The organism is Cellvibrio zantedeschiae, from assembly GCF_014652535.1.
GTDB lineage: Bacteria > Pseudomonadota > Gammaproteobacteria > Pseudomonadales > Cellvibrionaceae > Cellvibrio > Cellvibrio zantedeschiae.
Map to the genome: position 1 here is coordinate 200631 of NZ_BMYZ01000002.1, position 23869 is coordinate 224499.

The 23869-nt window shown below is 45.0% G+C and carries 25 protein-coding genes and 1 tRNA gene; 12 read left to right on the forward strand and 14 right to left on the reverse strand.

What is annotated here, in order from left to right:
* Positions 1-6 precede the first annotated feature (6 nt).
* The 3 genes from IE104_RS11610 to IE104_RS11620 are packed head-to-tail and all read right to left on the reverse strand — an operon-like array spanning position 7 to position 1113.
* Positions 7-336, reverse strand: coding sequence for a hypothetical protein (locus IE104_RS11610; protein WP_189418734.1), 330 nt, complete (start codon positions 334-336; stop codon positions 7-9).
* The gene (locus IE104_RS11615) at positions 333-770 is read right to left on the reverse strand and encodes a phage holin family protein (RefSeq protein ID WP_189418736.1); all 438 of its coding nucleotides are present in this window, start codon (positions 768-770) and stop codon (positions 333-335) included. Before IE104_RS11615 ends, IE104_RS11610 begins: the two co-directional genes overlap by 4 nt.
* A gap of 4 nt (positions 771-774) precedes the next feature.
* A complete protein-coding gene (locus tag IE104_RS11620; RefSeq protein ID WP_189418738.1) occupies positions 775-1113 on the reverse strand; it encodes an ElaB/YgaM/YqjD family protein in 339 nt (112 codons plus the stop codon).
* A gap of 376 nt (positions 1114-1489) precedes the next feature.
* On the opposite strand from IE104_RS11620, the gene IE104_RS11625 reads away from it, so the two are divergent.
* The 5 genes from IE104_RS11625 (at position 1490) to IE104_RS11645 (ending at position 5142) form a co-directional block, all read left to right on the forward strand.
* Positions 1490-1912, forward strand: coding sequence for a DUF4398 domain-containing protein (locus tag IE104_RS11625; RefSeq protein WP_189418740.1), 423 nt, complete (start codon positions 1490-1492; stop codon positions 1910-1912).
* Positions 1912-2736 carry an OmpA family protein gene (locus tag IE104_RS11630; RefSeq protein ID WP_189418742.1) on the forward strand — a complete coding sequence of 275 codons (825 nt, stop codon included), beginning with the start codon at positions 1912-1914 and terminating at the stop codon, positions 2734-2736. The genes IE104_RS11625 and IE104_RS11630 overlap by 1 nt, the downstream gene beginning before the upstream one ends.
* Before the next feature lie 14 nt (positions 2737-2750).
* Positions 2751-2909, forward strand: coding sequence for a DUF3309 family protein (locus tag IE104_RS11635; protein ID WP_189418744.1), 159 nt, complete (start codon positions 2751-2753; stop codon positions 2907-2909).
* A gap of 109 nt (positions 2910-3018) precedes the next feature.
* Positions 3019-3438, forward strand: a complete 420-nt coding sequence (locus tag IE104_RS11640) for a BON domain-containing protein (protein ID WP_189418746.1) — start codon at positions 3019-3021, stop codon at positions 3436-3438.
* 243 nt (positions 3439-3681) lie between these two features.
* Entirely contained in the window at positions 3682-5142 is a 1461-nt protein-coding gene (locus IE104_RS11645) for an OmpA family protein (RefSeq protein ID WP_189418748.1), read from the forward strand.
* A 184-nt stretch (positions 5143-5326) separates the two neighbouring features.
* On the opposite strand, the gene IE104_RS11650 is transcribed toward IE104_RS11645, so the two are convergent.
* The 3 genes from IE104_RS11650 to IE104_RS11660 all read right to left on the reverse strand — a co-directional run bounded on the left by IE104_RS11650 (position 5327) and on the right by IE104_RS11660 (position 7538).
* The gene (locus tag IE104_RS11650) at positions 5327-6697 is read right to left on the reverse strand and encodes a class II fumarate hydratase (RefSeq protein WP_189418750.1); all 1371 of its coding nucleotides are present in this window, start codon (positions 6695-6697) and stop codon (positions 5327-5329) included.
* 491 nt (positions 6698-7188) lie between these two features.
* The gene (locus IE104_RS11655; protein ID WP_189418752.1) at positions 7189-7335 is read right to left on the reverse strand and encodes a DUF2986 domain-containing protein; all 147 of its coding nucleotides are present in this window, start codon (positions 7333-7335) and stop codon (positions 7189-7191) included.
* Positions 7336-7453: 118 nt separating this feature from the next.
* Positions 7454-7538 (reverse strand) — tRNA-Leu (locus IE104_RS11660).
* A gap of 182 nt (positions 7539-7720) precedes the next feature.
* Here IE104_RS11660 and rnr point away from each other — a divergent pair.
* Entirely contained in the window at positions 7721-10528 is a 2808-nt protein-coding gene (gene rnr / locus IE104_RS11665; RefSeq protein WP_189418753.1) for a ribonuclease R, read from the forward strand.
* 86 nt (positions 10529-10614) lie between these two features.
* The gene (gene rlmB, locus IE104_RS11670) at positions 10615-11355 is read left to right on the forward strand and encodes a 23S rRNA (guanosine(2251)-2'-O)-methyltransferase RlmB (RefSeq protein ID WP_189418755.1); all 741 of its coding nucleotides are present in this window, start codon (positions 10615-10617) and stop codon (positions 11353-11355) included.
* A gap of 64 nt (positions 11356-11419) precedes the next feature.
* Here rlmB and IE104_RS11675 read toward each other — a convergent pair whose 3' ends face one another.
* Together IE104_RS11675 and IE104_RS11680 are read right to left on the reverse strand one after the other, a co-directional pair.
* The gene (locus IE104_RS11675; RefSeq protein WP_189418757.1) at positions 11420-11845 is read right to left on the reverse strand and encodes a DUF2141 domain-containing protein; all 426 of its coding nucleotides are present in this window, start codon (positions 11843-11845) and stop codon (positions 11420-11422) included.
* 47 nt (positions 11846-11892) lie between these two features.
* Positions 11893-12492, reverse strand: coding sequence for a hypothetical protein (locus IE104_RS11680; RefSeq protein ID WP_189418759.1), 600 nt, complete (start codon positions 12490-12492; stop codon positions 11893-11895).
* A gap of 125 nt (positions 12493-12617) precedes the next feature.
* On the opposite strand from IE104_RS11680, the gene IE104_RS11685 reads away from it, so the two are divergent.
* From IE104_RS11685 to IE104_RS11695, 3 genes are all read left to right on the forward strand, one after another.
* Positions 12618-13532 carry a LysR family transcriptional regulator gene (locus tag IE104_RS11685; RefSeq protein ID WP_189418761.1) on the forward strand — a complete coding sequence of 305 codons (915 nt, stop codon included), beginning with the start codon at positions 12618-12620 and terminating at the stop codon, positions 13530-13532.
* A 28-nt stretch (positions 13533-13560) separates the two neighbouring features.
* Positions 13561-13722 (forward strand): DUF3012 domain-containing protein, encoded by a 162-nt coding sequence (locus IE104_RS11690; protein ID WP_189418762.1) that lies wholly within the window; start codon positions 13561-13563, stop codon positions 13720-13722.
* Between the two features lie 262 nt (positions 13723-13984).
* Positions 13985-15133 carry a helix-turn-helix domain-containing protein gene (locus tag IE104_RS11695; protein ID WP_189418764.1) on the forward strand — a complete coding sequence of 383 codons (1149 nt, stop codon included), beginning with the start codon at positions 13985-13987 and terminating at the stop codon, positions 15131-15133.
* Between the two features lie 63 nt (positions 15134-15196).
* Here IE104_RS11695 and IE104_RS11700 read toward each other — a convergent pair whose 3' ends face one another.
* Positions 15197-17062: a carbohydrate-binding protein gene (locus IE104_RS11700; protein WP_189418766.1), complete on the reverse strand. Its 1866-nt coding sequence runs from the start codon at positions 17060-17062 to the stop codon at positions 15197-15199.
* A 333-nt stretch (positions 17063-17395) separates the two neighbouring features.
* Here IE104_RS11700 and IE104_RS11705 point away from each other — a divergent pair, with 333 nt between their 5' ends.
* Together IE104_RS11705 and IE104_RS11710 are read left to right on the forward strand one after the other, a co-directional pair.
* Positions 17396-18013, forward strand: coding sequence for a TetR/AcrR family transcriptional regulator (locus IE104_RS11705; RefSeq protein ID WP_229837869.1), 618 nt, complete (start codon positions 17396-17398; stop codon positions 18011-18013).
* A 154-nt stretch (positions 18014-18167) separates the two neighbouring features.
* Positions 18168-19472, forward strand: a complete 1305-nt coding sequence (locus IE104_RS11710) for a lipid A deacylase LpxR family protein (RefSeq protein ID WP_189418768.1) — start codon at positions 18168-18170, stop codon at positions 19470-19472.
* A gap of 94 nt (positions 19473-19566) precedes the next feature.
* Here IE104_RS11710 and IE104_RS11715 read toward each other — a convergent pair whose 3' ends face one another.
* The 5 genes from IE104_RS11715 to IE104_RS11735 form a co-directional block, all read right to left on the reverse strand.
* Entirely contained in the window at positions 19567-19776 is a 210-nt protein-coding gene (locus IE104_RS11715; RefSeq protein ID WP_189418769.1) for a cold-shock protein, read from the reverse strand.
* Positions 19777-19970: 194 nt separating this feature from the next.
* Positions 19971-20711 (reverse strand): hypothetical protein, encoded by a 741-nt coding sequence (locus tag IE104_RS11720; protein WP_229837871.1) that lies wholly within the window; start codon positions 20709-20711, stop codon positions 19971-19973.
* 113 nt (positions 20712-20824) lie between these two features.
* Positions 20825-21814, reverse strand: coding sequence for a glycosyltransferase family 2 protein (locus IE104_RS11725; protein WP_189418773.1), 990 nt, complete (start codon positions 21812-21814; stop codon positions 20825-20827).
* 9 nt (positions 21815-21823) lie between these two features.
* Positions 21824-22954 (reverse strand): glycosyltransferase, encoded by a 1131-nt coding sequence (locus IE104_RS11730; RefSeq protein ID WP_189418774.1) that lies wholly within the window; start codon positions 22952-22954, stop codon positions 21824-21826.
* A 162-nt stretch (positions 22955-23116) separates the two neighbouring features.
* The gene (locus IE104_RS11735) at positions 23117-23578 is read right to left on the reverse strand and encodes a hypothetical protein (protein WP_229837873.1); all 462 of its coding nucleotides are present in this window, start codon (positions 23576-23578) and stop codon (positions 23117-23119) included.
* Positions 23579-23869: the final 291 nt, after the last annotated feature.

The window sequence follows — 23869 nt, forward strand, 5'->3', positions numbered from 1 at the left end:
GATGTATCAAGCTTTCTTGAAGGTGTTACGCGCGAATTTCAATGCAGACAAGCCCCAGCGTATAGCGCGGAATGTTTGCAGACCAAGTGCTGCATTAGCAGCTTTGTGAATTAATTCGTGCGTGCTGTGGTTAGATATAAAACGCATGGCGGCGCTACGCGGGAATATATTTTGACGCTCAGGTCCTGTTAATTTATTGGCGATGACCTGGCGATTGTGTTGTAAAAGCAAACATAAATCCATGCGCTGCTGTGCCAGTGTTCTGGGTTCGCTTACTGCAGTGGTGTCTGTTACATTCTCTTCGAATGATTCGTTTGTGCCAGTTAACTCGCTCATAGTACGCTCTTAAGTAAGGCTATATCTGCTGCGATTTCGGCACGAGTTGCAGCAAAACTATTACTGCTTAAAGCAGCTAGCGCTTTAACACGTAAACCGGCCCAAATTACTACACATAAATGTGCCAGAATTAAAACAATAAATACTGGAATGCGATAGGGCGTATCCCAACTTAGTGCAATTGCGAAGGCGCTAAGGACTAATAAAAAACACAGGAAAAACGCAAAAGCAATCACGCTGAAAATTGCCATTTGGCATAGGCGCTGTTTCTCCTCTTCCCACTCAACTTGAGCGAGTTGCGCATGTAAGGATGCTTGCGCAGATAAGGCGCTCCCAGCTGAACTAAATAAGTTAATTAGTTGCAGGGGATTTACGGAGTCGGTGTCCTTACCGGCCGTCATACTTTTGGCAATTTCCAGAATGATTTTCCACATAGCACTAGTCGCGACGAGAAACTAATAATCCAACCAGCAAGCCAATAGCTGCGCCTGCACCTACTGCCGTCCAGGGTTGTTCATGGACATAATTGTTGGTAGCTGCTGCACCATTACGCGCTTTCTGAACAAGATTATTGCTCAGCTCATTCAATGAAGCTTTAGCAACCACAATGCGTTCATTCATTGTATTTTTTAATTTAGCCAGATCTTCGCCGGTGAGGGAGGTTGCTTGAGCGACCAGATCTTCAATATCAGTTAGAAAACGTTGGAATTCTACCGAAATGCTACCGGGTTTTTCTTTTGGTTCAAAACTTTCCACGGGTTGAATATCGCTGTTCATAATAGGTTCCTGATTTTGAAAGTTAATGTCCACGGCTCTGGCAGTGAAACTAAATCCCTGCTGCCGAGTTCGTTAAATAATCCGCGTAAAACCGCCAAGCATCTGTACGTCAACGCACACAAGATTATCTGTGCTCTTTTCAAAAATAAGATAGTAAAAAATACAAAAATTTTGCCGTCATTTTTATTGAATTTTGATGTTGCTGAACTGCTGTAACAGGCGTTAAACGATGCATTTAAAATGGTGCGATAACGCACCGATAAACTCCTATTGTTGCGCCACTATAAACTTGCCTCAACCCAAAAATTTCTGAACCTTATGTTTGGTTGCATTCAGAAGTATTCAGTAAAAACTAGATTAAGCGAGGAATACCACCATGATTCGGAATATCAAATATTTACATGCGAGAGAATTTAACCATTTATTTCTTTCCAAAATTCGTACAGTCGGTTCAGCAGTAATTGCCGCAATTGTTTTGGCCGCGTGCGCATCAACACCGCCACCGAATAGCCAAATTACCGCAGCAGAGACAGCTATTGCTCATGCTGAACAAGCTCAAGTAGCAGATTATTCGTCACCAGAATTGGTAGAAGCGCGTAAACATCTTGCCGCTGCAAAAGCTGAAGTTGCCGATAAAAATATGACAACTGCAGCGCGTCTCGCGCAGAAGGCGCACTTGAATGCCGATCTGGCTATGGCGCAAGCCGCCACAGCAAAAGCAAAAGAAGTGAATGATGAATTGCAAAAAGGCAATAGCGTGATAAAACAAGAATTGCAACGTAATCAAGGAGCTCAATAATGAACAGATTAATTTATGCAGGTAAATTTATTAGTGCTGTAGCACTAAGTTTGGTTCTGTTTTCATCTTGCTCAAGCACACCAAAAATTCCACCGGAAGTCGCGGCTGTGCGCAGTAAGTTAAGCACTTTACAATCTGACCCTCAATTAGCAAACCGTGCACCAGTAGCCTTCAAAGAAGCAGAAACTGCTGTGCAAGCTGCTGAAAAGGTACCTAAAGATGATGCTTTGCTGGATCACTTGGTCTGGGTGGCTGATCACAAAATTGATATAGCTGCCGCGCAAGCGCAAACACGCTATTTGGAAGACCAGCGTAAGGAATTGGCGGAAGCGCGTGAAAAAGCACGTTTGGACTCGCGCACCCAGGAAGCTGACGCAGCACGCGCCGACGCCGAGCAAGCGCGCAGACAAGCAGAAGAGTTGCAACGTCAAATCGCCGAGTTGAATGCAAAAACTACCGAGCGCGGTTTGGTTGTTACCTTGGGCGATGTATTGTTTGAAACAGGAAAGTCAGATTTAAAAGAGGGGTCAATTGTAAATATATCCAAACTGTCTGCGTTCTTGACTCAATACCCGGATCGCACTGTCACCATTGAAGGCCACACTGATAGCGTGGGTAGCGAAGATTACAACCTCGGATTGTCACAACGTCGTGCTAATGCTGTACAGCAATTTTTAGTTTCACAAGGTATAGCGCCAAATCGTTTAAGTGCTACGGGCAAGGGTGAAAACTTCCCGGTTGCTAGCAATGAAACATCATCTGGCCGTCAAATGAATCGCCGTGTAGAGGTGATCATTGCCAACACTAAATCTGCTGTTCAATAACCGAGGGAAAACCTATGACTTTAGGAACAATTTTATTAGTGATTTTAATTCTGGCTCTTATAGGCGCTATTCCAAGCTGGCCACACAGCCGTAGTTGGGGTTATGGGCCAAGCGGGGGCTTGGGGTTGGTGATCATAATTCTGTTAGTACTTTTGTTAACAGGTCGATTGTAGTTAGGTGAGCGGCGCATGTCGCCGCTCAATTTATTTAATCTGGCGCAATTAATTAACTTGCGAACTTTTAATTGTTTTTTGCGAGGATAAGTAGGATAGGAGTCTATCTATGAATACTGACATCCATAGCCATTCAGATCGAACGCATGAAGATGATTTGGATTTATCATCCATTTATCCATCACCTGTCGAATTATCTTTAGGGCAAATCATTGCAAAAGCGCTATTAAAAAATATTCCACTTTTTTTAATTACCATCTGTTTAATATTTATGGTCGCCTGTACCTCAACACCAAAGCAGGAAAGCACAGGTGAATACATAGATGACACTGTTATTACTACTCGTGTTAAAGCGGCCATCGCCAGCGATGATCTTTTACGGGCAACTGAAGTAAATGTGGAAACCTATAAGGGTGTCGTGCAACTGAGCGGTTTTGTTAGTTCTGTGGAAGCACAATATCAAGCAGTAAAACTCGCCAAGGAAGTGAAGGGAGTTAAATCTGTCACTAACGACATGCACGTGAAATAACGAACAGGATTTCATTGGAAATTGGAATCAAGCAAACCCCTCATTGTTCGGCAGTGAGGGATTTTGTCTTATTGCGCCAGTGTTTTTGCCAGGGATTTTTACTTATATAGCTTAGGCATGGTTAGTTAGCGCACTGAATAAACGGGTGCGGCGCGTAAAATTCTATCCTAGTTAGAGTTTTAAGATCGCTATGTACCTTGACAGTGCTAGTGCTATCAAGGAAGTAAACCTAAGGAGAAGACCATGAGACTAAACCACACAAAGTTCACCATCTCTTTCGCTACCCTCAAACCTTATCTGTTAATGCTGTTATTTATACTCTGTATTTTAAATGCAGGTATTGTCCGTGCAGATGAAAATCGCGGTTGGTACATAGGTGGTGCATTAGGAAAAACGAAATACGATTTGGATAATCGCAATATCGCAGAAGAAATTGCCACTGATCAATTCACCGTTAATTCCATTGAAAGTGATACCAATGACAAGGGCTACAAATTATTTGCCGGTTATCAATTTAATTCCCATGTGAGTTTGGAGGGCGGCTATTTTGATTTAGGCAAAACCGATTTCACCGCGCTAGTAACACCCACAGGCTCTTTATATGGGCAAAGCGAATTCAAAGGGATTAATTTGGATTTAATCGGCAGAGTTCCGTTTACAGAAAAATTATCAGGTTTTGGTTTGATTGGTGTTACCTATGCAAAGCGTAATGACAGCTTCGCACCGAGTGAAGCAATTTTTGTAGCCAATCCAAACCGGGACGACAAAAACTTTAACCCTAAAATTGGCTTGGGTTTGGAATATGCATTCACACCTTCATGGGCTGCTCGCCTGGAGGTAGAGCGTTACCGTCTAAACGATGCAATTGACAAAAAAGGTTATGCGAATTTTTTAAGCCTTGGGTTGGTTTACAAATTCGGCCGTAAAGCTGCACCTGTAGTTGCTCCCGCACCGGCTCCTGCTCCTGTAGTGAGACAACAGGAATATTGCACCACGTTGGATATTGAGTTTGAGATTGATAACGCCGCCATCCAACGGGCTGAAAAAGAAAAGCTGGCAGTGGTTGCAAACTTTTTGAACAAGTACCCTGCAACTACTGCGGTAATCGAAGGTCATACTGACGATGTTGGTGATACCGACAGGAACTTGGGCCTATCACAACGCAGGGCTGAAAGCGTGGTTGATTATTTAGCAGCTAATTACAATATCGCTAGAAATCGTTTAACAGCAACGGGCTACGGCGAAAGCCAACCCATTGCAGATAACGCAACTGAAGATGGCAAGCGTCATAATCGTCGCATTAAAGCAGTTATTTCCTGCGCTAATGATATTGCAGGTTTGCAACCGCTAACAGCGCGCGTGACCATGGCTTTAAAAATGGAATATGCGCGAAATAATGCAGATGTGGCCGAAGAATATTACGGCGAATTAAATCGAGTTGGTAAATTCCTGAATGATAATCCTGATGTTACGGCAACCGTAGAAGGTCATACTGACAACACATCGCCTGCCACCGCCGTGAAAGTTTCGCAATTGCGTGCGCAAAAAGTAGTGGATTATTTGGTTGAAAAGGCAGGTGTTGACCGCTCGCGCTTAACGGCGGAAGGCTTTGGTTTGTCTCGTCGTTATGCATATAACTCTACCGAGACCGGGCGTCAGCAAAACCGTCGTGTAAGCATTATCATCAATTATCCCAATCCTTAAACAATTAACCCGTCACTTCCCAATACAAAGTGACGGGTTAGTTTTTGCTGCGAGAAAATGCGGATATAGAAACGAGAGGAAACAAAAATGACGGTATATAAAGTGTCTGGTATGGCTCTTGGCGTTTTTTGTTTACTGTTAATCAGTATTTATGTGTATGCATTGCTGCAGTTAACTTAAGCGTTTATTCACCCGTTAAAGATTTGGGGTTTAGTAAACGTTCAAGTTCAGCTCGGTCAATATCCGTTTCTGCTTGAGCAACATCAATAATAGCTCTTCCTTCCTTGTAAGCTTTTTTAGCAATAGCAGCAGCTTTTTCATAGCCAATAACAGAATTTAATGCCGTAATTAAAATTGGATTGCGCGCTAAGGCATTCTCGATATTTTTATGGTTGACGGTGAAATTTGCAATTGCTTTCTCCGCTAATTGATTGCACGCATTGCTGAGCAAATCAATGGATTGCAAAAGATTGTAGGCAATTAGCGGAAGCATTACATTTAATTGAAAGTTTCCCGATTGTCCTGCAAGGCTAATGCTTGCGTCATTACCAATAACCTGCGCGCATACCATGCATACGGCTTCCGGGATCACCGGATTTACTTTGCCTGGCATTATGGATGAACCCGGTTGCAAGGCGTGTAAATTTATTTCCGCAAGGCCAGCCAAGGGCCCTGAATTCATCCAGCGCAAATCATTGGCAATTTTCATTAAGCTTACAGCGAGAGTTTTCAGCTGGCCGGAAACTGCTACCGCAGTATCTTGTGCGCTCATCAATGCAAAAAAATTATTCGCCGGCGTAAAAGGCAACCCTGTGTTTTCACTCAAATGTTGTGCAAAAGCCTGAGCAAATTGTGGATGGGCATTAATACCTGTTCCCACTGCAGTTCCGCCTTGGGCGAGCTGTAATAACTGCGGAAATATGCTTTGTAAACGCACATAATTGCTTTCGATCTGGCTTGCCCAACCGCTAATTTCCTGGCCGAAGGTGAGGGGCATTGCATCCATTAAATGGGTGCGGCCAGTTTTCACAACATCTTGTAATTGTTCAGCTTTGCCCAATAAATGCGTGTGCAAGTTTTCCAATGCGGGTAAAAGCTTTTGCTCAAATGCTATAGCCGCGCTTATATGAATTGCGCTGGGAATTGTGTCGTTACTGCTCTGGCCCATATTTACATGATCGTTTGCATGTACTTTTTCCCCTGTTGCCTTGTGCGCTATATGGGCAATCACCTCGTTAACATTCATGTTAGTGCTGGTGCCAGAACCTGTTTGGAAAACATCTATGGGAAATTGATCTGCATGTTCGCCAGCAATAATCGCTTCACTTACGTTGATAATTCCGCGGGCAATTTCTGCGTTTAATAATCCCAATTGCTGGTTGGTTTGCGCAGCAGCTTTTTTAATGTGTGCAACGGCATAAATAAAATGTAACGGCAAACGCAAATCGCTCAATGAAAAATTATCTATAGCGCGTTGGGTTTGCGCACCGTAGAACGCAGAGGAGGGTACTTGTACTTCACCCATGGTGTCGTGCTCGGTTCGGAATTGAGTCATAAGTCACCTCGGTTGCCGTACTTTTTGGGATTTAGGCCCATTTGGTAAATGGTATTTTAAGCTAATACATAATTAATATTGGGACGAGTTTTAACACAGGAAGTTCATTTCCACGCTTGTGTAGCCGTATCAAATAAACCCAACTGAGTCCTATCTTTCTATTGAATTAGGTAGTAGTCTTTTATTGCTGTACTCAATTTCTTACCTAGGAGAAATATCATGAGCAAGGCCCAAGATAGCAAAAAAGAAGGCAAAAAGCCTGCCGCTAGAACGGCAAAAGAAAAGCACGATTTGAAAAAGGCAAAAAAAGCAGAGAATGCCCGTAAAGAGTTTTAACTAAGCCGGTGCTGTAAGCCGTAAAGAAGAAGCCTCGATGTGAAAACATTGGGGCTTTTTGTTTTGGGGTAGGTCCGCTACATCTCCAGAGTGAAGGTTTATGTAGCGAACAAGGTGGCGCGATAATTATTTTTACACTTCAATTATGCGACCCATTAATCCTGGGTTTGCTGTTCTTCTAAAGCAATTTTTTCACGGTCAGCTTTTGAAATGTACTTGGGTTTATTAATGATGCGTAATTTATCGTTACGTTTTTTCAGCTTTTTATTGTAGGCGTCGTTCATTTTTTTCTTACGGTTCATGGCATTTCTTCACATGGATGTAGCGCAAATAGGATAGTGGCGTCGCAAGCACAAAAAAGCCCCGATGCTTTCGCATCGGGGCTTTTTATTAAGCTCCTCGCAAGGAGCTTTGATTGTTTGGTGCCCAGAGCCGGACTCGAACCGGCACAGCTTGCGCCACCAACACCTGAAGCTGGCGTGTCTACCAATTTCACCACCTGGGCAACTCGGCATAGGCCAAGGCCGCGAACTATAAATAGCGGCCTAAAGCTTGTCAACGCGCAAACTCAACTATTTGTAGGTTTGTCATAATGTCTGCCTTATAATTGATCGAAAGTGAGTTTCACTTGTCAGATACAACAAAGGCAGCCAATTGGCTGCTGTATTCCATTACAGGATATATCCTTTGACCAAACGTAAAACCCCGCATCAGGACGCTTTTGCTGCTCGCGAAGCCGAAAAATACGAAAATCCCATTCCCAGCCGCGAGTATATTTTGGACCTGCTTGATAGCGCCGCCGAGCCTATCACTCACCCGCAAATGTGCGAAATTCTCAATCTTACTGATGAAGACCAGGTAGAAGCTTTGCGCCGTCGTCTAATCGCCATGGCGCGCGATGGCCAGCTCATCAGCAACCGCAAAGACGCTTACCTTCGCCTCGATAAAATTGACGTCATTCGCGGCCGTGTGCAGGGCCATAAAGATGGTTACGGATTTGTTATTCCGGCTAATGGTGGTGAAGATATTTATTTGCACAATCGTCAAATGCGCCGTGTGTTCGATGGCGACGAAGTTTTGGTGCGCATGTCTGGTGAGCAATATCGCGGTAAGGAAGAAGGCGCAATTGTCGAAGTTCTTTCACGCAACACCACGCAGTTAGCCGGACGTTTTTTTAACGAGGATGGCGTGCAATTTGTGCGCCCGGAAAATGCGCGTATCACGCAAGATATTATGATTCCATTTGGCGCTTACGGTGGAGCTGCCCACGGCCAAATTGTGGTTGCAGAAATTACACAGCAGCCGGATAAAAACCGTTTGCCTATGGGACGTGTTATCCAGGTGCTTGGCGATCATATGGCGCCAGGAATGGAAATTGAATTGGCAATTCAGGCGCACGGTATTCCCCATGTGTGGCCGCAAGATGTTGTTGCGGAGGCTGCTGTTTTACCCGCAGAAGTTGCGGAGGCCGATAAATTAAATCGCATTGATGTTCGTCATTTGCCTTTTGTAACTATCGATGGTGAAGACGCGCGCGATTTTGACGATGCGGTTCTGTGTGAGCGTCGTCGTGGAGGTTGGCGTTTATATGTTGCGATTGCAGATGTATCGCACTATGTGAAAGTGAATAACGCGCTGGATATGGAAGCGCGTAGTCGCGGCAACTCTGTGTATTTCCCTGATTATGTTGTGCCCATGCTGCCGGAAGCTTTATCAAACGGTTTATGTTCGTTGAACCCGCATGTAGATCGTTTGTGTATGGTCTGCGAAATGACCATTACCGACGCAGGCAAAATTACCGGCTACGAATTTTACGAAGGTGTAATGCATTCGCATGCGCGTTTAACTTACACCAAAGTTGGAAAAATTCTCACCGAGTCGGATGATGAAGCTGCAGCTTTGCGCGAAGAATACAAGCATGTTTTGCCGCAGTTGGAATTGTTGCACAACCTGTACAAATGCTTGCGTGTTGCGCGCGACGAACGCGGTGCAATTGATTTTGATACGGTTGAAACGCGAATTCAATTTAACGAAGATCGAAAAATTGAACGTATAGTTCCGGTTAAACGCAACGATGCACATAAACTCATTGAAGAATGTATGTTGTGTGCCAACGTATGTTCAGCAAAATTTTTAGAGAAACACAATTTTGTTGGTTTGTATCGCGTTCATGAAGGGCCAACTGAGCAAAAGCTTACTAATCTGCGTGAATTCCTCTCGGAACTTGGTTTAGGTTTAGCTGGCGGTGCAGAGCCAACCTCAGGCGATTACCAGCAACTCATGCAACAAATCCAGGGTCGTAGCGATTCCAATATGATTCAAACCGTTATGCTGCGCAGTTTGCGTCAGGCGATGTATCAGGTTGAAAATCGCGGTCACTTTGGTTTGGGTTACGATGCCTATACGCACTTCACATCCCCGATTCGTCGCTATCCGGATTTGCTCGTACATCGTGCTATTCGCTCAGTGGTCCGCAGTGAATTACCGACGACACATGTGCGTCGTGCTGAGGGTGCAAAACCAATTCCTATTCGTCAAATATATCCTTATGACGCTAATGATATGGTGGTTTTTGGTGAGCAATGTTCACTTACTGAACGTCGTGCAGATGAAGCTACCCGCGACGTAGTCAGTTGGCTTAAATGCGAATATTTGCGCGATCAAGTTGGCGCTGTGTTTGCTGGTCACGTAAGTGCAGTTACCGGTTTTGGTTTATTTGTTGAATTAAAAGATTTGTATGTGGATGGCTTGGTGCACATCACAGCATTGCCCCACGACTACTATCGTTTTGAAGCGGCACAACATCGTTTGGTGGGTGATCGTACTCGTCGTGTATTCGGTTTGGGCGATGAGCTTGTAGTGCGTGTTGTTCGTGTGGATTTGGAAAACCGTAAAATCGATTTTGAATTGGAATCAGATAATGCGATTCGCCGCCCCAAAAAATCTATAGTTCCGATTGTTGTAAAAAAAGCTGAAAAGAAAAAGGCGCGTACGACTGAAAGCACAAAAGCTGCCAGTGGTAAATCATCCGGTAAAAAATCAGCAGCTTCAGCCCAATCATCAAAAGCTGGCAAAACTGCCAAGGCGAATAAAAAGTCTGCTGGAAAAAGCCCTTCAACTAAAACGCCGTCTGGCAAATCATTAGTCACAAAAAAAGCAGCGACAAAAAAGCCGACAGCAAAAACACCTGCACAAACCAAAGCTGAAAAAATTTCAGCAGCAAAGAAATCTGCTGAGTTAATTGCTCCGGTTGCAAAATCAGCTGCGGCAAAAAAGGTTGAAAGCAAGTCGGCAGGTGGCGAAACAGTGGCTGCAAAGTCGTTAACGACGAAAGCAAAAAAATCCAGCGAGGCTACTAATGGCGAGCAAACTCAAAAAACTTCGCGCAAGAAGGCGGCATCAACAGTCCAGCAACCTGCGTCCTCAAAAGCTTCGTCATTCGTTGCTAAGACGAAAGCTATTGTTAAAAAAGCGCTGGGTAAATCTGACGACTAGACTCAGTCGCTGGCTTAAGCTGGATACTGACATTAAAACCCAAGATGATTTGTTTGACCGTTAAAAAACTATTTGGATAACAGCATTTGAAAAACGAACATATTTTTGGCCTGCATTCTGTGCAAGCCTTATTAAAAAGTGCACCCCAGCGGGTACTTGAAGTATTTATGGTACAAGGTCGTAACGACCAACGCCTGACAAAAATTTTAAATCTTGCACAAAGCAACGATATCAGCTGCAAAATTGTTGAGCGTAAAAAACTGGATGAATTAGTAGGCGATGAAAATCATCAGGGCGTGGTAGCTATATGCACGCCCGGTGAAGTCCATGATGAAAAATTCCTGTTCGAACTTATCGATAATTTAAACGAGCCCGCGTTTGTATTGATTTTAGATGGCGTGACAGATCCGCATAATCTCGGTGCTTGTATGCGTACTGCTGAAGCAGCAGGTGTGCATGTAGTTGTTGTCCCCAAAGACAAATCGGTAGGTTTAACACCCGTTGCACGTAAAGTCGCTTGCGGTGCTGCAGAGGTATTGCCGCTCGTGCCCGTTACCAATCTTGCGCGTACATTAAAAAAATTGCAGGAAAAAGGTATCTGGTTATTTGGCGCCGCCGGTGAAGCAGATGGCTCGGTTTACCAGGCAAATTTAACCGGCAACATAGGCGTACTCATGGGGGCAGAAGGCGATGGCTTGCGTCGTTTAACGCAAGAAACCTGTGATCACCTGATTAATATTCCTATGGCGGGAACCGTAAGTAGCTTGAACGTTTCTGTTGCTACAGGTGTGGTGCTGTTTGAGGCTGTACGTCAACGCAGCAAGTAAAGTGAGTATGCAAAAACTAACGAGTAACCTAAAAAGAGCCACAAAAGTGGCTCTTTTTTTTAACTCACTTTAATAAATTAACCTGAACTTTCTGATTTTTATCCAAGGTAAATTTAGCGCTTGTGAAGCTTGGTGGTGCTATTTCTTTGCTCTTGCTGCTGGTGCCATAAGGTTCTGCTGGCATGGCGCCGTTGAAATCCATTTTTCCGTTGTCATTTACATCCTGATAAGCTTTTACGGCGTATTCGCCTGCGGGAACATCACCAAAATTTACTTGTACGGTTTTTTTATCTACGCTCACTCTTTGGCGTGCGACAAAATTTTCATTTGCGTTAAAACCTTTTTCGTCCTTGTAGAGCGAAAAATACAGCGTGCCTTTTATATCTTGAATATTTTCTACCTCTACTATCAGTTCGGCAGCAGAAAGGTTAGTGCTGACAAGTAAAGCCATAAGTGAGGCGCTAGCAATAAACAGTTTAGGTTTGTTCATGATGTATCCTTATTGATTTGTGTATGTATTGATAAAGCTAAATTCAGTTATTTCGCATAGCCATCAGCGCGGCGATTTAAGGCAATACGGCTTAACAGGAAGCTGATTGCAGCTGCCAATATGCCCAGTGGTGCGGCCAGGTAGGCGAACACAAAGAATGCAAATTTAGTCGCCGCAAAGCTGGAGTAGATGTAGGCTAAGCCGTTAAAGAAACCTTGCGGGTCGGCGAGCATAATATAGGAAACCAGATTTTCCAATTGGTCGCTAATAGGTGCAATCGCGGAAATTAATGCACATATCACCATAACTTTTCGCCCTTTACTTTCTGCTACGAATAAACGCGAGATAAGAACCAGCGCAAAACTGTGCAACAAAAGTGTGGATAAAATAAATAGCGAATCTATATGTTGGGTTTGCAGGTATTTGTTGAGCGTGCCATGCTCGATCAAAAATGCGTACCAGGTTTTTAATTGTTCTGGATTAAACGACAATTGCGCTACAAAGTAGGGAACAGGAAACTTGGATGCAACATAGCTTTCGGTCAAAATCCGCGATGCCCAGAGGTTAAATACTAATGAGGCTACTGTGAGCAAAACCAGCGTGAGTGTTTTGGGTGAATGTAAAAAATAACGATAAAGTGCTTTCATGGAATACTCCTTGGGTGCCTTGCGATTGATGCGGTGTTGCAAAAAATTGTTTGTCTTGTTGGATTCATTTTGGGCGGATTTGGTATCCGCAACAATATCGATAGCGGTATAGGAGCTATACAGAATTGGATAACTCGAATCGGTTAAATTTTGATTGGAGCTTGGTGCAGGCGTTTTTGGCCGTGGTTGAGCACGGCGCGGTGGCGCGTGCAGCCGAGGCTATAGGTGCAACCCAGCCAACCCTGAGCCGGCAAATTGCAGCATTGGAGGCAGAGATTGGTGCGGCTTTATTTACGCGCGGTGCGCGCGGCAGTGTGCTGACGGCGGCGGGCGAAGCGCTGGTATACCCTGCAAAACAAATGCAGCAGGCGGCCCATTCGCTACAGCTCGCGGCCTCCGGCCAAAGCCAATCGCTTAAGGGTACGGTGCGGATTACGGCGAGTGAATTGACCAGTACTTTTTTGCTACCACCGATTCTGGCGAGCTTGCGTCATAAGTATCCCGACATTCAACTCGAAATTGTGGCCAATAATTCGCTGGATAATTTGCTGGAGCGTGAGGCTGATATCGCCATTCGCATGACCAAGCCTGAACAAGATACGCTTGTTGCACGTCACCTGGGTAATTTAAAAATGGGCGGTTACGCGAGCAAAGCTTATTTAGAGCAAAAAAATATTCCGTTTTCGCCCGACACTATGGGCGAGTTTGACTGGATTGGTTACGACAAAAACCCGGCCATCATCAAACACACTCGCGCCCTGGGCGTTGAATTGACACGCGAATCTTTCGCTGTGCGCTGCGATAATCAACTTGTTTGTTGGCAGGCGATGCTGGATGGAATGGGGATAGGATTTGGTTTTGTATTATTGGCTGCGCGCCATCCACAACTCGTGCGCGTACTGCCGGAGAATTGGATTGGCGATTCGCCGGTTTGGTTAACCGCTCCGCTGGAGTTACGTAGCAATCCGCGCATACGTGCAGTCTATGATCATTTGGCTGAGCATTTAATTGCGCTAATCAACGACCAAAAAGCTCAATAATTTTATTAACGATAAAGAGATTGTTTATATGAAAAATATTCTGTTAGCGGTATTCGCCTGTTTAATTCTTAACGCTTGTGCACCTAAAGTAGGGAGCCCTGAATGGTGTGAAAAAATGGAAAAGAAATCCAAAGGCGATTGGACGGCAAATGAAGCTAAAGATTACGCAAAGCACTGCATTTTTAAATGATTATTCAAAAAGCATTCCAGTGCGTGGATGAAAATCATTTTGAAAACCTATTAGTAAATACTTAATGTCATTTCGACACTATTCAAGAATATAACCAAACGCCCAAATTTAATTTGAGGTAAACGGTTTCATCTATAAGGTGTTCTTATCGAAGACAGGCGGAGGACTGGGGCAGCTGCTATGATTAGCTAAAATATAAGTATATGTGACTGGAATTTTCGTTTCAGTTCGCAGGGCCTCTCCAGCAGTACGAGCAATAATAATGAAAAATACTTTTCTGAATTTGCACGAAGTTATTTTAATTCTCACCTTTGCAGAAACCTTGTTGCTTTGTGCGTTGTTTAAGCTCATGCCCAGCAAGCAGGTTCAGTCGCGCAATTTACTATCACTATTCTTTTTCCTTGTTGCCGGTACGCTTGTTGCCACTACAGTGACGTGGAATAGCTATATGCAGACGGTGGAGATAGCGACCTGGAGTTTAGTTCCCCTGGTTTTATCCTGTTGTTTATTGCTGCAGGGGCCGACTTTATATTTTTATTTGCGCTCCTTATCTGAACCTTTGGATATTTTTCAGTGGCGCAATCTGCTTCACCTTGTTCCAGCAATGGTGGTATCTGTATTAATTATTGTTTTCAGGGTCAATGTTATTGCATGGCTTCCGTGGAATTGGCCAAACCTGGCAGCAATTGATCGCGCTGTCATTAAATTTATTTGGGCGATAGTGCGTTGTTTGCCACTGGTTTACGTGCTTGCGTGTTTTTACGCTGAATACCGTTTGCGCCAACGCCAAAAACAAATCTATTCGATGATTGCCAGCAATGAATTGCGCTGGGCGGAGATTGTACTGGGAGGATTTTTTATTCACTGGTTATGGTCTTTCGTTGGCTATTTTGCCGGTGGCTATCTCAGTGGTGACATGAATGATTTGGTAGGCACGCTCAATAATTATTTCACTGTTGTTTTAGTCAATGTGCTCTTTGTGTTTGGTCTGGTCAACACGCGCCAATTGTTGCACGAGGTGGCGGTAGAGGTGCCCGTTAAGGTTGCTGAACTTCCACACCTGGACGAAAAAATTATTCTTATTGACCGGGCGATGCAAGAACAAAAATTGTATCTGGAGAGCCAGTTAAACCTTGAACGTTTTTCTGAACAAATTGGCCTGCGTGCGCGTGATGTGTCTACGATTATTAACGCCCACTATGGCTCCAATTTTTTTGAATTTGTGAATGCTTATCGTATCGAGGAAGCCAAACGTTTGTTGGTTGCAGATGAAAGTAAAGAAGATACGATTCTGGATATTATTTATAAATCCGGCTTCAACAGTCAGTCGGCATTCCATCGTTTTTTTAAGCGCATTGTAGGTATGACACCTTCACAGTATCGTGCACGCCAGCGTGGTGATCAGCACTAAAATAAAAAGGCGCCTTGTGAGGGCGCCTAAGCAGGATGTGAAATTGTTGTGCGGGGAGTGCGTTTATTTCACGCCCTTGGTAATGCTGAACCAGTTGAGATTCCAACCACCGTTGTTGGCTTTAATACCAAACTTATGAACACCTGCAGTGAGCGTGATGGTGCTTTTCACAGTGGTCCAGGTTTGCCAGCCGCCGGTGTTAGGCAGATACAAAGTCGTGTAGGAAGGTACGCCGCCAGCTTCTTCAAAGGATAGTGAACCGCCGCCCGTTGCGCTCGCCACGCGGAATTCCACCGTATAAGTGCCAGTTTCGGGAATATTCACACCCGTGGTTGCGTATGACAGCCAATCGCCTGCATCTATGTAGCCCACGTTCAAGCCTCCGCCGACATCGCTGGTGCCTTCAGTTTGAACGCCGCTCATTTGCGAGAAGCTTTCTGCCTGAATGGTAGCGAGTGGTGTAGAGCCGGATGAGCTGGAAGAACCGCTGGAGCTTGAGCCGGAGCCTTCTACCTTAATCCAGTTAAGATTGAAGCCGCCAGTTTTAGCTGCGATACCAAGGCTTTGCTTGCCGGCAGGCAATTGCACCGAGTGGGAAACAGTAGTCCAGGTTTGCCAACCACCGGTAGCAGGAACATTGACCGTACCATAGACCGGAGTTCCACCCGCTTTTTCCAGCTGGATCACGCCACCCGCTGCGGCAGCAGCCACACGGTACGAAACTGTATAAGTACCGGCGGTGGGAATGTCCACGTCGTACTTCATCCAATCGCCCGTATCTATGTAACCCAGGTTTGAGCCACCGCCAGTATCGCTGGTGGTTTCGGTTTTAACGCCGCTCATATCGCAATAGGCTTCCGCCTGGACAGTGCCGGGCAGTGCAACTTCAGCGCAACCAGATCCACCACCACCACCGCCACCTGCTTGTGGCCAATGGGAAATAATATCTTTCGCTAAAGCACCAGACGCAGTGAGCTGATTGTTCGCCCAACCTGAGGCACCAGTGTTTGGAGTCAGTGCAGATGCACCTTCTGCTTTATCACTTACCGCCCAGTTGGCATTGCTGATGTTGTTCTTCTTCATGAAGTCCACCCATGCCCAGGTTTCACCGCTGTTCACGCCGCCGTTACCGTCAGCGTTTACAGAGCCCCATTCGGTAACGAATAGCGGAATGCCTGCATTTAAGGCGCCTTGCGCGGTATCACGCAGCCATTGGCCGTGGGTTCCGGCATAAAAGTGAAGGGTATAGGCAATGTTTTCGTAGCCGGTAATTCGGTTGGCTGCAGCTTCATCCACGCGCTGTGACCATGAGCGGGTGCCTACAATGATTAGGTTTTTTGCACCCGTATTGCGAATGGCTGGAATCACTTGCAAGGCGTAGGGCTTGATTTGCGAATCCCAATAAACATCGCTCCAGGGCTCGTTAAAAATCTCAAAAATTACGTTAGGAGTGTTTTTGTAGGTTTGTGCCATTTCGGTAAAAAAGCTGATAGCGGCACTGGTGATATTTCCGCCCACATGGTGAGTGTGCCAATCGATAATAACGTACATATCGTTGGCAACTGCTGCATCAACCACGGCTTTAACACGAGCTTTGTGCATGGCCGGGTTGGCCAGAACGCTATCCGCACCGCCTTCTTCTACCGCAATGGCTGCGCGAATTAATTTTGCGTTCCAGTCTGTCGCAAGCCAGCCTACGGTGCTGCCGTTGTAATATTTTTCAAAGCCCCAAATGTCCCAAAACAGGCTCATCCCGGAAACACTTCCCGGCTTACCGCCAAATAGCACTTGGTTGCCCTGGGTCGTGATAGGTTCAACTGCGGCGTTGGCGCTCATAGCCAAGGCTATACCGCAAGCTGCACTGATTAGGGTTTTGGTGTGAGATAAACGCCCGGCCGAGCGCATCCACTGTGAAAGGATTCTATTCATATCGAGTTTCTCAAATCTTTATTGTTGTGGAGTTTCAACACCCGAAATCGGGAGGATTAGAGGTGTCGGCTGTTGGATCGCCTCTGTAAGCATTTGGGCCTGAAGGTCTTGATGACTTATTGTTATTCTTCCTCGCTGTTGGATTCAGTGGCACTTGGCTGACAGCAGGTAGGGACGAGTATCAATTTGGAGGGGGTAGGGAACCACCTACTTTAAGGAAAAACCCAAAGTGGGAGGTGCCATGTTGGGTGTGGAGGAAAGTGAAAGCATGACGCAAGAACTGATCCTTAGGCTGTGTCGTCGAAATTAAATAAAAAGATTCTAAGCCATTACTTGAAAAAAAAGACGACTGGTCATATTATTGCCCCCATGAGCAAACGCGAACTTAAAAAAGATTATTTACTTGAGGCTGGAATCAAGGTCATGGCTACCCGTGGCTATAACGGTACCAGCATTCAAGACATAGTCGACGCTGCCAATGTGCCCAAAGGGTCTTTCTACACTTACTTTAAAAGTAAGGAAGACTTTGCCCTTGCTGCCATTGAAATGGTTGCAGAAGAGCGCATTCAGGCCAGCAAGCGTCTGGTGGGCGACCGCAAGGTTCCGCCGCTTGAACGCTTAAAGAATTTCTTTGAAAGCAGTGTGCCGGGCTGTGATTCCAATCTCAACGGCGGCTGTTTTATTGGCAATATGTGCCAGGAAATGTCGGATTCTAACGAAGCTATTCGGATCAAGGTGCGGCAAATGATGCGCAACAAGACCCAAATGGTGGAGGACTTGTTGGAAGAAGCGAGACTGGATGGGAGCCTGAAAAGCTCTGTTTCCGCAAGCGCGCTCGCTGAATTCTTGTTTAATGCCTGGGAAGGCACCTTGATGCGTATGAAAGCAACCAAGTGTCGCGAACCTCTCGATGCTTTTTTATTGACCCTGCCTAGTCTTTTAGGCAATTAACATCTTACAAATTGATTCTTAGGTAATTAAGCGCACTTAATTATCTGCTAACGACCTATATCCTCGCCCTATTAATGCTCCATCAACGGTGGCCAAAAGCCGCATAAACGCTGGATCAAAAAGAAGACGACTGGTCATTTAAGTGGTGAAATTTATGAATGGTTTGATCGATTCCAAGGAATATGCACTCGCACCCGCTGGATTTTCAGTTGCAAATACCCAGTCGCTTCCTGAATTTGGCCCGTCTGTTATTCAACCTTTTAACAGTGCAGCGCCCGCTTCGGCTCAATGCACCCACACCCAAACTACGGTGTTCTTGCAAAACTTACTTTACGTTCGTGCTTTGTTGCTGCAAATCTTTGCGGTTATTTTATTGATTGCTGTTAGCCATTTTGCGCATGCAGACAATAGCGATTATTTGGTGAAGAGCCCGCAAACAGAGTGGCTGCAATTGGCTTCTTTGGTGGATGATGAAAAGCGTCCGCTAATCACGGCTGATGCGAAAAAAAGCAAGACCAGTTGGGCGCTAGCCTTTGACAACGACCTGTTGGCACCTGGCCATCGCGATCGCGATTATACCTATGGCACCAACCTGACTTACTCAGGGGAAAGTGCAGCCCATGCGGACATCTCCCTCAAAACTCCACTGGCTGCTATTGATCGGTTGTTAAAGGTTGATCATTTGGGCTCGGTGAATAATTACAGTGTTGAGGTGGGGTTATATGGATTTACGCCAAAAGAACTTGAGCGTACGACCATTAACGAGACTGATCGCCCCTACGCGAGCCTCGTGTATTTTTCCAGCTCCCACGAGCAGATAGACACAGCCAACAATGTGGCCTGGAATACGACCTTAACCATAGGGTTATTAGGGCTTAGCTTTGTGGGCGATTTACAAAATGCAGCTCACCAAAGTACCGAAAGCAAAGATGCGCGCGGCTGGAACCATCAAATCAGCGATGGTGGCGAGCTGACCGGGCGCTATGTGATTGCGCGACAGGATTATCTGGACATCTCGTCAGATTCGCTTGAATTGAAAAGCACGTTGCAAGCGTCAGTTGGCTATTTGACTGAAACCAGTTGGGGGTTAAGTCTTCGCGCGGGAAAAATTGTTAGCCCCTGGGCGAGTTTCAACCCTGATTTAATCAGCTATGGTGAAAAATCGACTTACAGCAATAACACCTCAAGTACCAATGAGCATTATTTCTGGGCGGGTTTTGCCTTAAAAGCGCGGTTCTACAATGCTTTTTTACAAGGACAATTCCGCGATTCAGATTTTTCTTACTCCTATTCTGGTTTGCGCCCTGTTATAGCTGAGGCATGGGCAGGCTACACCTATGCCTTTCGGCAAGGTTATCGCGTGAGCTATGTGTTACGCGCGCAATCCTCGGAAATCAAGCACGGGGATGGTGACCGGAATGTGGTCTGGGGTGGATTAATTTTCGCCAAAACAATTTAGCTCAAGCATATTTAGGCAATAAAAAAGGCGAAATCCGAAGATTTCGCCTTTTTAGCTGTCATATAGCGACCTGAATCGCCAATAAACTACCTAATTAGATAGCTTGAATATTTTCAGCTTGTGGGCCTTTTTGGCCTTGAGTTACGGTGAAGCTAACTTTCTGGCCTTCAGTCAAGGTTTTGAAACCTGTACCCGCAATAGCGCTGAAGTGAGCAAAAACGTCTGCACCAGATTCTTGTTGAATGAAACCGAAACCTTTAGCTTCGTTGAACCATTTTACGGTGCCAGTAGTAGTCTTAGACATGATATTACCTATATACAAAAGTGATTTTACCCGGAAGGGCGTTGTGCTGAAAATTCGGGAATTACTTATGTTACAGGACGAGTACTAGATTGGAACTTCGAAGTGATGCATAAATATTAAGCGTGCTTTCAAGCTCCGGCCAGTCTACAGACGTTTGCAGTAATGTCAATCGCTGGGCCTTCAGGCAAGGCGGGTTACTCCCGCCAATGTTCCCTAATCCAATCGCAAGGCAATACATAACGTTTAATGTAGCGCCAACGCTCTTTGGGCGAAAATGAATTCGCAAGCGCGTTGGCAATATGTTGTTTTCCACTTTGGAATGGGTGGAAATCCTCATCCCAGCGCCCCAAAATAATATCGCTGGGATTAGGGCCGCCGGGAAAAGTAACTACTTTTGCAGCCTTCGGAAATTTCGCCCTTACAAAATAGCGCAGCGGAAAAATCGGCAAGCAGTGCAAACGAAAATGGCGTGTCCAATTCTCCGGCCAAAATTTAATTCCTCCCGTCACTGATGATGTAATGTAATGCTGTTCAAATTTATATTTATCCGCAATGCTTTGGGCTGATGCGCGGAAATTTTTCAATATGTGGCTATTTTTTCCAACGGGAAATCTAAAGATTGATGTTTGCCCCATGCCAGAAAAAGGTTTGGCCCAATTGCGAGCTAGAATCACATCATCTGGAGAACCGTAACTAAAATAATCGTCGATATTATTAATAATCACCGAGTCCAAATCTACAAATAACACCGGGCCAGAAAGCCCACCCAACTCTGCGCCCCAGAGTGCAACCTTTGGCCATTTTCCAATAGTGCGCTCAGGATGTTCGCAACCCAACTCAGGTAGCTGACGCGTTTCAACTTCCGGCCGCAGGCCGAGAGGATTATCGGTGAAACATACCAAGCGAAACTCACCGGTAATATTACGCTTCGCCATAGCGTAAAGCCTGTTTACATATTCGGGGCCAAATTTTTTTCCCCATTTCATACAAATAATAATTTTTTGCGAATTCATCAAGGCCTCATATCCTCAAGGCTAATTAAAGTTTATTAATGCTTAAGCAGGAATCTTAACAGCCGTGAAAATAAACCGCGTTTGCTGTACTGCCAGCAGAGTTCTAATTTGTTCCAGTGAATATTATTAAATAATTGTTGGCGATAGTTTTCTTTCTGTTGCGCATAGAGGTTCGGTTTCAATCGCCGTAAATCACGCATGACAACATAGTGCGTACGCGCGCAATAATGGCTGAATGCAAGGCGAATCTTGCTGGAAAGTTGCGGATGTTTTTGCAGCCATAAATCTAAAATTCCAGCGCAACCTAGTGCAGCATCTTCAATCTTTTTTTCGCTAGTGGTAGCAAGTATGCTGCCTTGTCGCTGTCGGTAAGCTACCCAAACTTGCGGGCAATAAAAATAGCTGCTTACGCGCAAAGCCAAGCGCGGTGTGGTAACCATATCTTCCATGTAACGCCCGGGTGGAAAGCGTAAATCCTCGCCCCAGAGACTACGTTTTGAAATTTTCGACCACGCGTGCAATTCTCCTTTTTTATATAAACCGTAAAATAGGGCGACGGGATCTCGCAAGAGTGTGTTGGGTTCACCCACGAAAGACACACGGTGATCTTCGCCGCGTAATTTATGTTTTAGACGCTGGCGCTCGCGCAATACGCGGAAATCACACATCACCAAATCCGGCGAGTGGTCGTCCACAATAGTTTTTAATTGTTGGATTGCGCCTGCTTCCATAAGATCATCGGAATCCAAAAACCACAGGTAAGTGCCTTGTGCTGCTTCCAACATGGAATTGCGCGCTGCGCTCAAACCGCTGTTTTTGTTGTGTTGCATTATTTTTATGGGAATGGAGACTTGTGCGATAAACCCGGTCAGCACCTTAAGCGAATTATCGGTGGAGCAATCATCAAGGAGGATAATTTCAATGCGGCTATCCACTTGCGATAAGACCGAAGCAAGGCACTCGCGTAAATAGTCTTCAACGTTGTAAACCGGAATAAGAATGCTCAACCAATATTTAGCTTTCATACTTCTTATTTAGTAAAACAGCGATTCGCGAAATACAGCTTCTGGTTGGCGAATTAGCGATAAAAATAGGTTTTCATAATTGCTCACCATGCGGTCCAGACTAAAATATTGCATCGCACGCGCCTGCGCGTTTTTGGCGAGCTGATCGGTAAAGTAACTATTGACGAGAGCTATGTGTAAACTGTTGGCGAGTGATTCGGGAGAGTTTGGTGTTGCTAATAATCCGTCAACACTTTGCTGGATAAGCTCGCCTACACCCACCACGTCTGAGCCTACAACTACGCACCCGGACGCCATGCCTTCGCACACAGACAAAGGCATTCCCTCGTAATGGGTGGCCAATACGCAAACTTTATTTTTGGCTAATAACTCGGGTACATTTTTACTAAATCCTAAAAACTTAACCTGATCCTTAAGCTGTAGTTCCTTCACCAGTTTTTTGGCTCGCTTTATATGTTTCTTGCTGCCTGCGCCAGCCAAATATAGTGGAGGAAACATATTTTTTTCACGTAAGAGCGCGACCGCTTTAATCAACGTAAGGTGATCTTTTTGTTTTGCAAAACGCGCCGCCATCACAATGCCATTTTCGCGCTCTCTAAGTGGAATAGATGTGCTTGGATCGTAGGGCAATAAATTAATGCCGTTATTGATGGTAATAGTTTTTTCGGCGGGAAATTTCAATCGTAACAATTCTTGCCGCACACCCTCGGAACAGCCCACAATTTTATCGGTGTACCGTGCTAACCATCGTGCTTGAAACAAGCGCCAGGGTGTGTAGCGCTCGCGGGAATTATGTTCAACGTGAATCAAATGCGGAACGCCAGCAATTAGCCCTGCGTATCGACCCCACAAATGTTCACTAAAACCGTGGCACACAATAATGTCGGGTTTGAATTGTCGGCAAATTTTTACCAACGCAAAAATGGTGGCAATGCTTGACCAACTGGTTACGCACTCAACCGGGATTTCCTGATCGCGCAATTGCTGTATTTTTTTGTCGTGTTTGGCTTTTTTGCGACGCAACACTAATAAGCTTTCAAATTGTGGATTACCCAAACTGGCTTTTACCAATTCGATTGCCACGGACGTGGAGCCGGAAAATCCGCCCGTCACAAAATGAATAACTTTTAGCGAGCCCATGCGAACACTCTTGCCAAATGGTGGCGCATGGCGTAACACCTGCGCCTGAATAGCGCTATTTGACAAGAATTTGATGTTAGATTTATGACAGTGACAACTTATACTTAAATTTCACCAGCAAGCGAGTCTGGACACTTGTTTTAGTTTGCGCTTGAGATGGTTTTACGAAGTAGCTTTTTTTGGAAATAAGCTATACCAAACTGGCCAGCACACAAGCCATATGAGCAGAACCCAAAAAATATACTGAAACCAGTCGTAAAGTAATTTGGTTTTTTCAGGTTGGTTTACGTAGCTGATAGCGAGAAATAGCAAAGCTGCTGCTATGGCTCCCGCTGCAACGCCTTTTAGCCATTGTTTCCATTCATCCAGGGTATGGCTCCAACCATATTTTTGTTCTGCTTCAATTTTTTCACCCGATTGAAATTTATAGGCCGCGTATTGATCTAGCCACTTTATTAGTGGGCCACCATAAACGACTGTGAATCCGAGATACACAGCGGCAAGCCCGTGGGCGAATTCAGCGGTAGCACCATGGTGAAGATCAATTGCTGTTGCAACTAATAGGATAAGATCCAGCAGGGGAACACAAAGCAAAACAGCTTTACTTGTTTTTGGAAATTTCAAAGCGTATCGAATAAATAAACCCAAAAATAGAATAATCCAAAACCCTATTTCGCATCCAACAATCAACCACAAAAGCATTTTAGATTTCCTAATTTTCAAACTTATATTGACGACACGTTTGCTTCTTTAGGAGCGAGTAAGTTAAAGGCTTAAGTAATGGGAGTGGATCAAATGAATTATTAATCATGCACCAAAAAATAAGCCGCGCTCTCTAATCTACTTTGTAAAATAGCTTTTATTAAAATGCCCTGACACCATATGAGTTGGTGTGAATTGCATATTGAATCCCGT

Coding starts and splice junctions, on each gene's coding strand:
- IE104_RS11645 (WP_189418748.1), top strand. CDS start 3,682: ATGAGACTAAACCACACAAAGTTCACCATCTCTTTCGCTACCCTCAAA.
- IE104_RS11725 (WP_189418773.1), bottom strand. CDS start 21,814: ATGAAAGCTAAATATTGGTTGAGCATTCTTATTCCGGTTTACAACGTT.
- IE104_RS11730 (WP_189418774.1), bottom strand. CDS start 22,954: ATGGGCTCGCTAAAAGTTATTCATTTTGTGACGGGCGGATTTTCCGGC.
- IE104_RS11620 (WP_189418738.1), bottom strand. CDS start 1,113: ATGAACAGCGATATTCAACCCGTGGAAAGTTTTGAACCAAAAGAAAAA.
- IE104_RS11655 (WP_189418752.1), bottom strand. CDS start 7,335: ATGAACCGTAAGAAAAAAATGAACGACGCCTACAATAAAAAGCTGAAA.
- IE104_RS11635 (WP_189418744.1), top strand. CDS start 2,751: ATGACTTTAGGAACAATTTTATTAGTGATTTTAATTCTGGCTCTTATA.
- IE104_RS11690 (WP_189418762.1), top strand. CDS start 13,561: ATGAAAAATATTCTGTTAGCGGTATTCGCCTGTTTAATTCTTAACGCT.
- IE104_RS11700 (WP_189418766.1), bottom strand. CDS start 17,062: ATGAATAGAATCCTTTCACAGTGGATGCGCTCGGCCGGGCGTTTATCT.
- IE104_RS11675 (WP_189418757.1), bottom strand. CDS start 11,845: ATGAACAAACCTAAACTGTTTATTGCTAGCGCCTCACTTATGGCTTTA.
- IE104_RS11625 (WP_189418740.1), top strand. CDS start 1,490: ATGATTCGGAATATCAAATATTTACATGCGAGAGAATTTAACCATTTA.
- IE104_RS11695 (WP_189418764.1), top strand. CDS start 13,985: ATGAAAAATACTTTTCTGAATTTGCACGAAGTTATTTTAATTCTCACC.
- IE104_RS11640 (WP_189418746.1), top strand. CDS start 3,019: ATGAATACTGACATCCATAGCCATTCAGATCGAACGCATGAAGATGAT.
- IE104_RS11650 (WP_189418750.1), bottom strand. CDS start 6,697: ATGACTCAATTCCGAACCGAGCACGACACCATGGGTGAAGTACAAGTA.
- IE104_RS11720 (WP_229837871.1), bottom strand. CDS start 20,711: ATGGCGAAGCGTAATATTACCGGTGAGTTTCGCTTGGTATGTTTCACC.
- IE104_RS11615 (WP_189418736.1), bottom strand. CDS start 770: ATGTGGAAAATCATTCTGGAAATTGCCAAAAGTATGACGGCCGGTAAG.
- IE104_RS11710 (WP_189418768.1), top strand. CDS start 18,168: ATGAATGGTTTGATCGATTCCAAGGAATATGCACTCGCACCCGCTGGA.
- IE104_RS11680 (WP_189418759.1), bottom strand. CDS start 12,492: ATGAAAGCACTTTATCGTTATTTTTTACATTCACCCAAAACACTCACG.
- IE104_RS11630 (WP_189418742.1), top strand. CDS start 1,912: ATGAACAGATTAATTTATGCAGGTAAATTTATTAGTGCTGTAGCACTA.
- IE104_RS11610 (WP_189418734.1), bottom strand. CDS start 336: ATGAGCGAGTTAACTGGCACAAACGAATCATTCGAAGAGAATGTAACA.
- IE104_RS11715 (WP_189418769.1), bottom strand. CDS start 19,776: ATGTCTAAGACTACTACTGGCACCGTAAAATGGTTCAACGAAGCTAAA.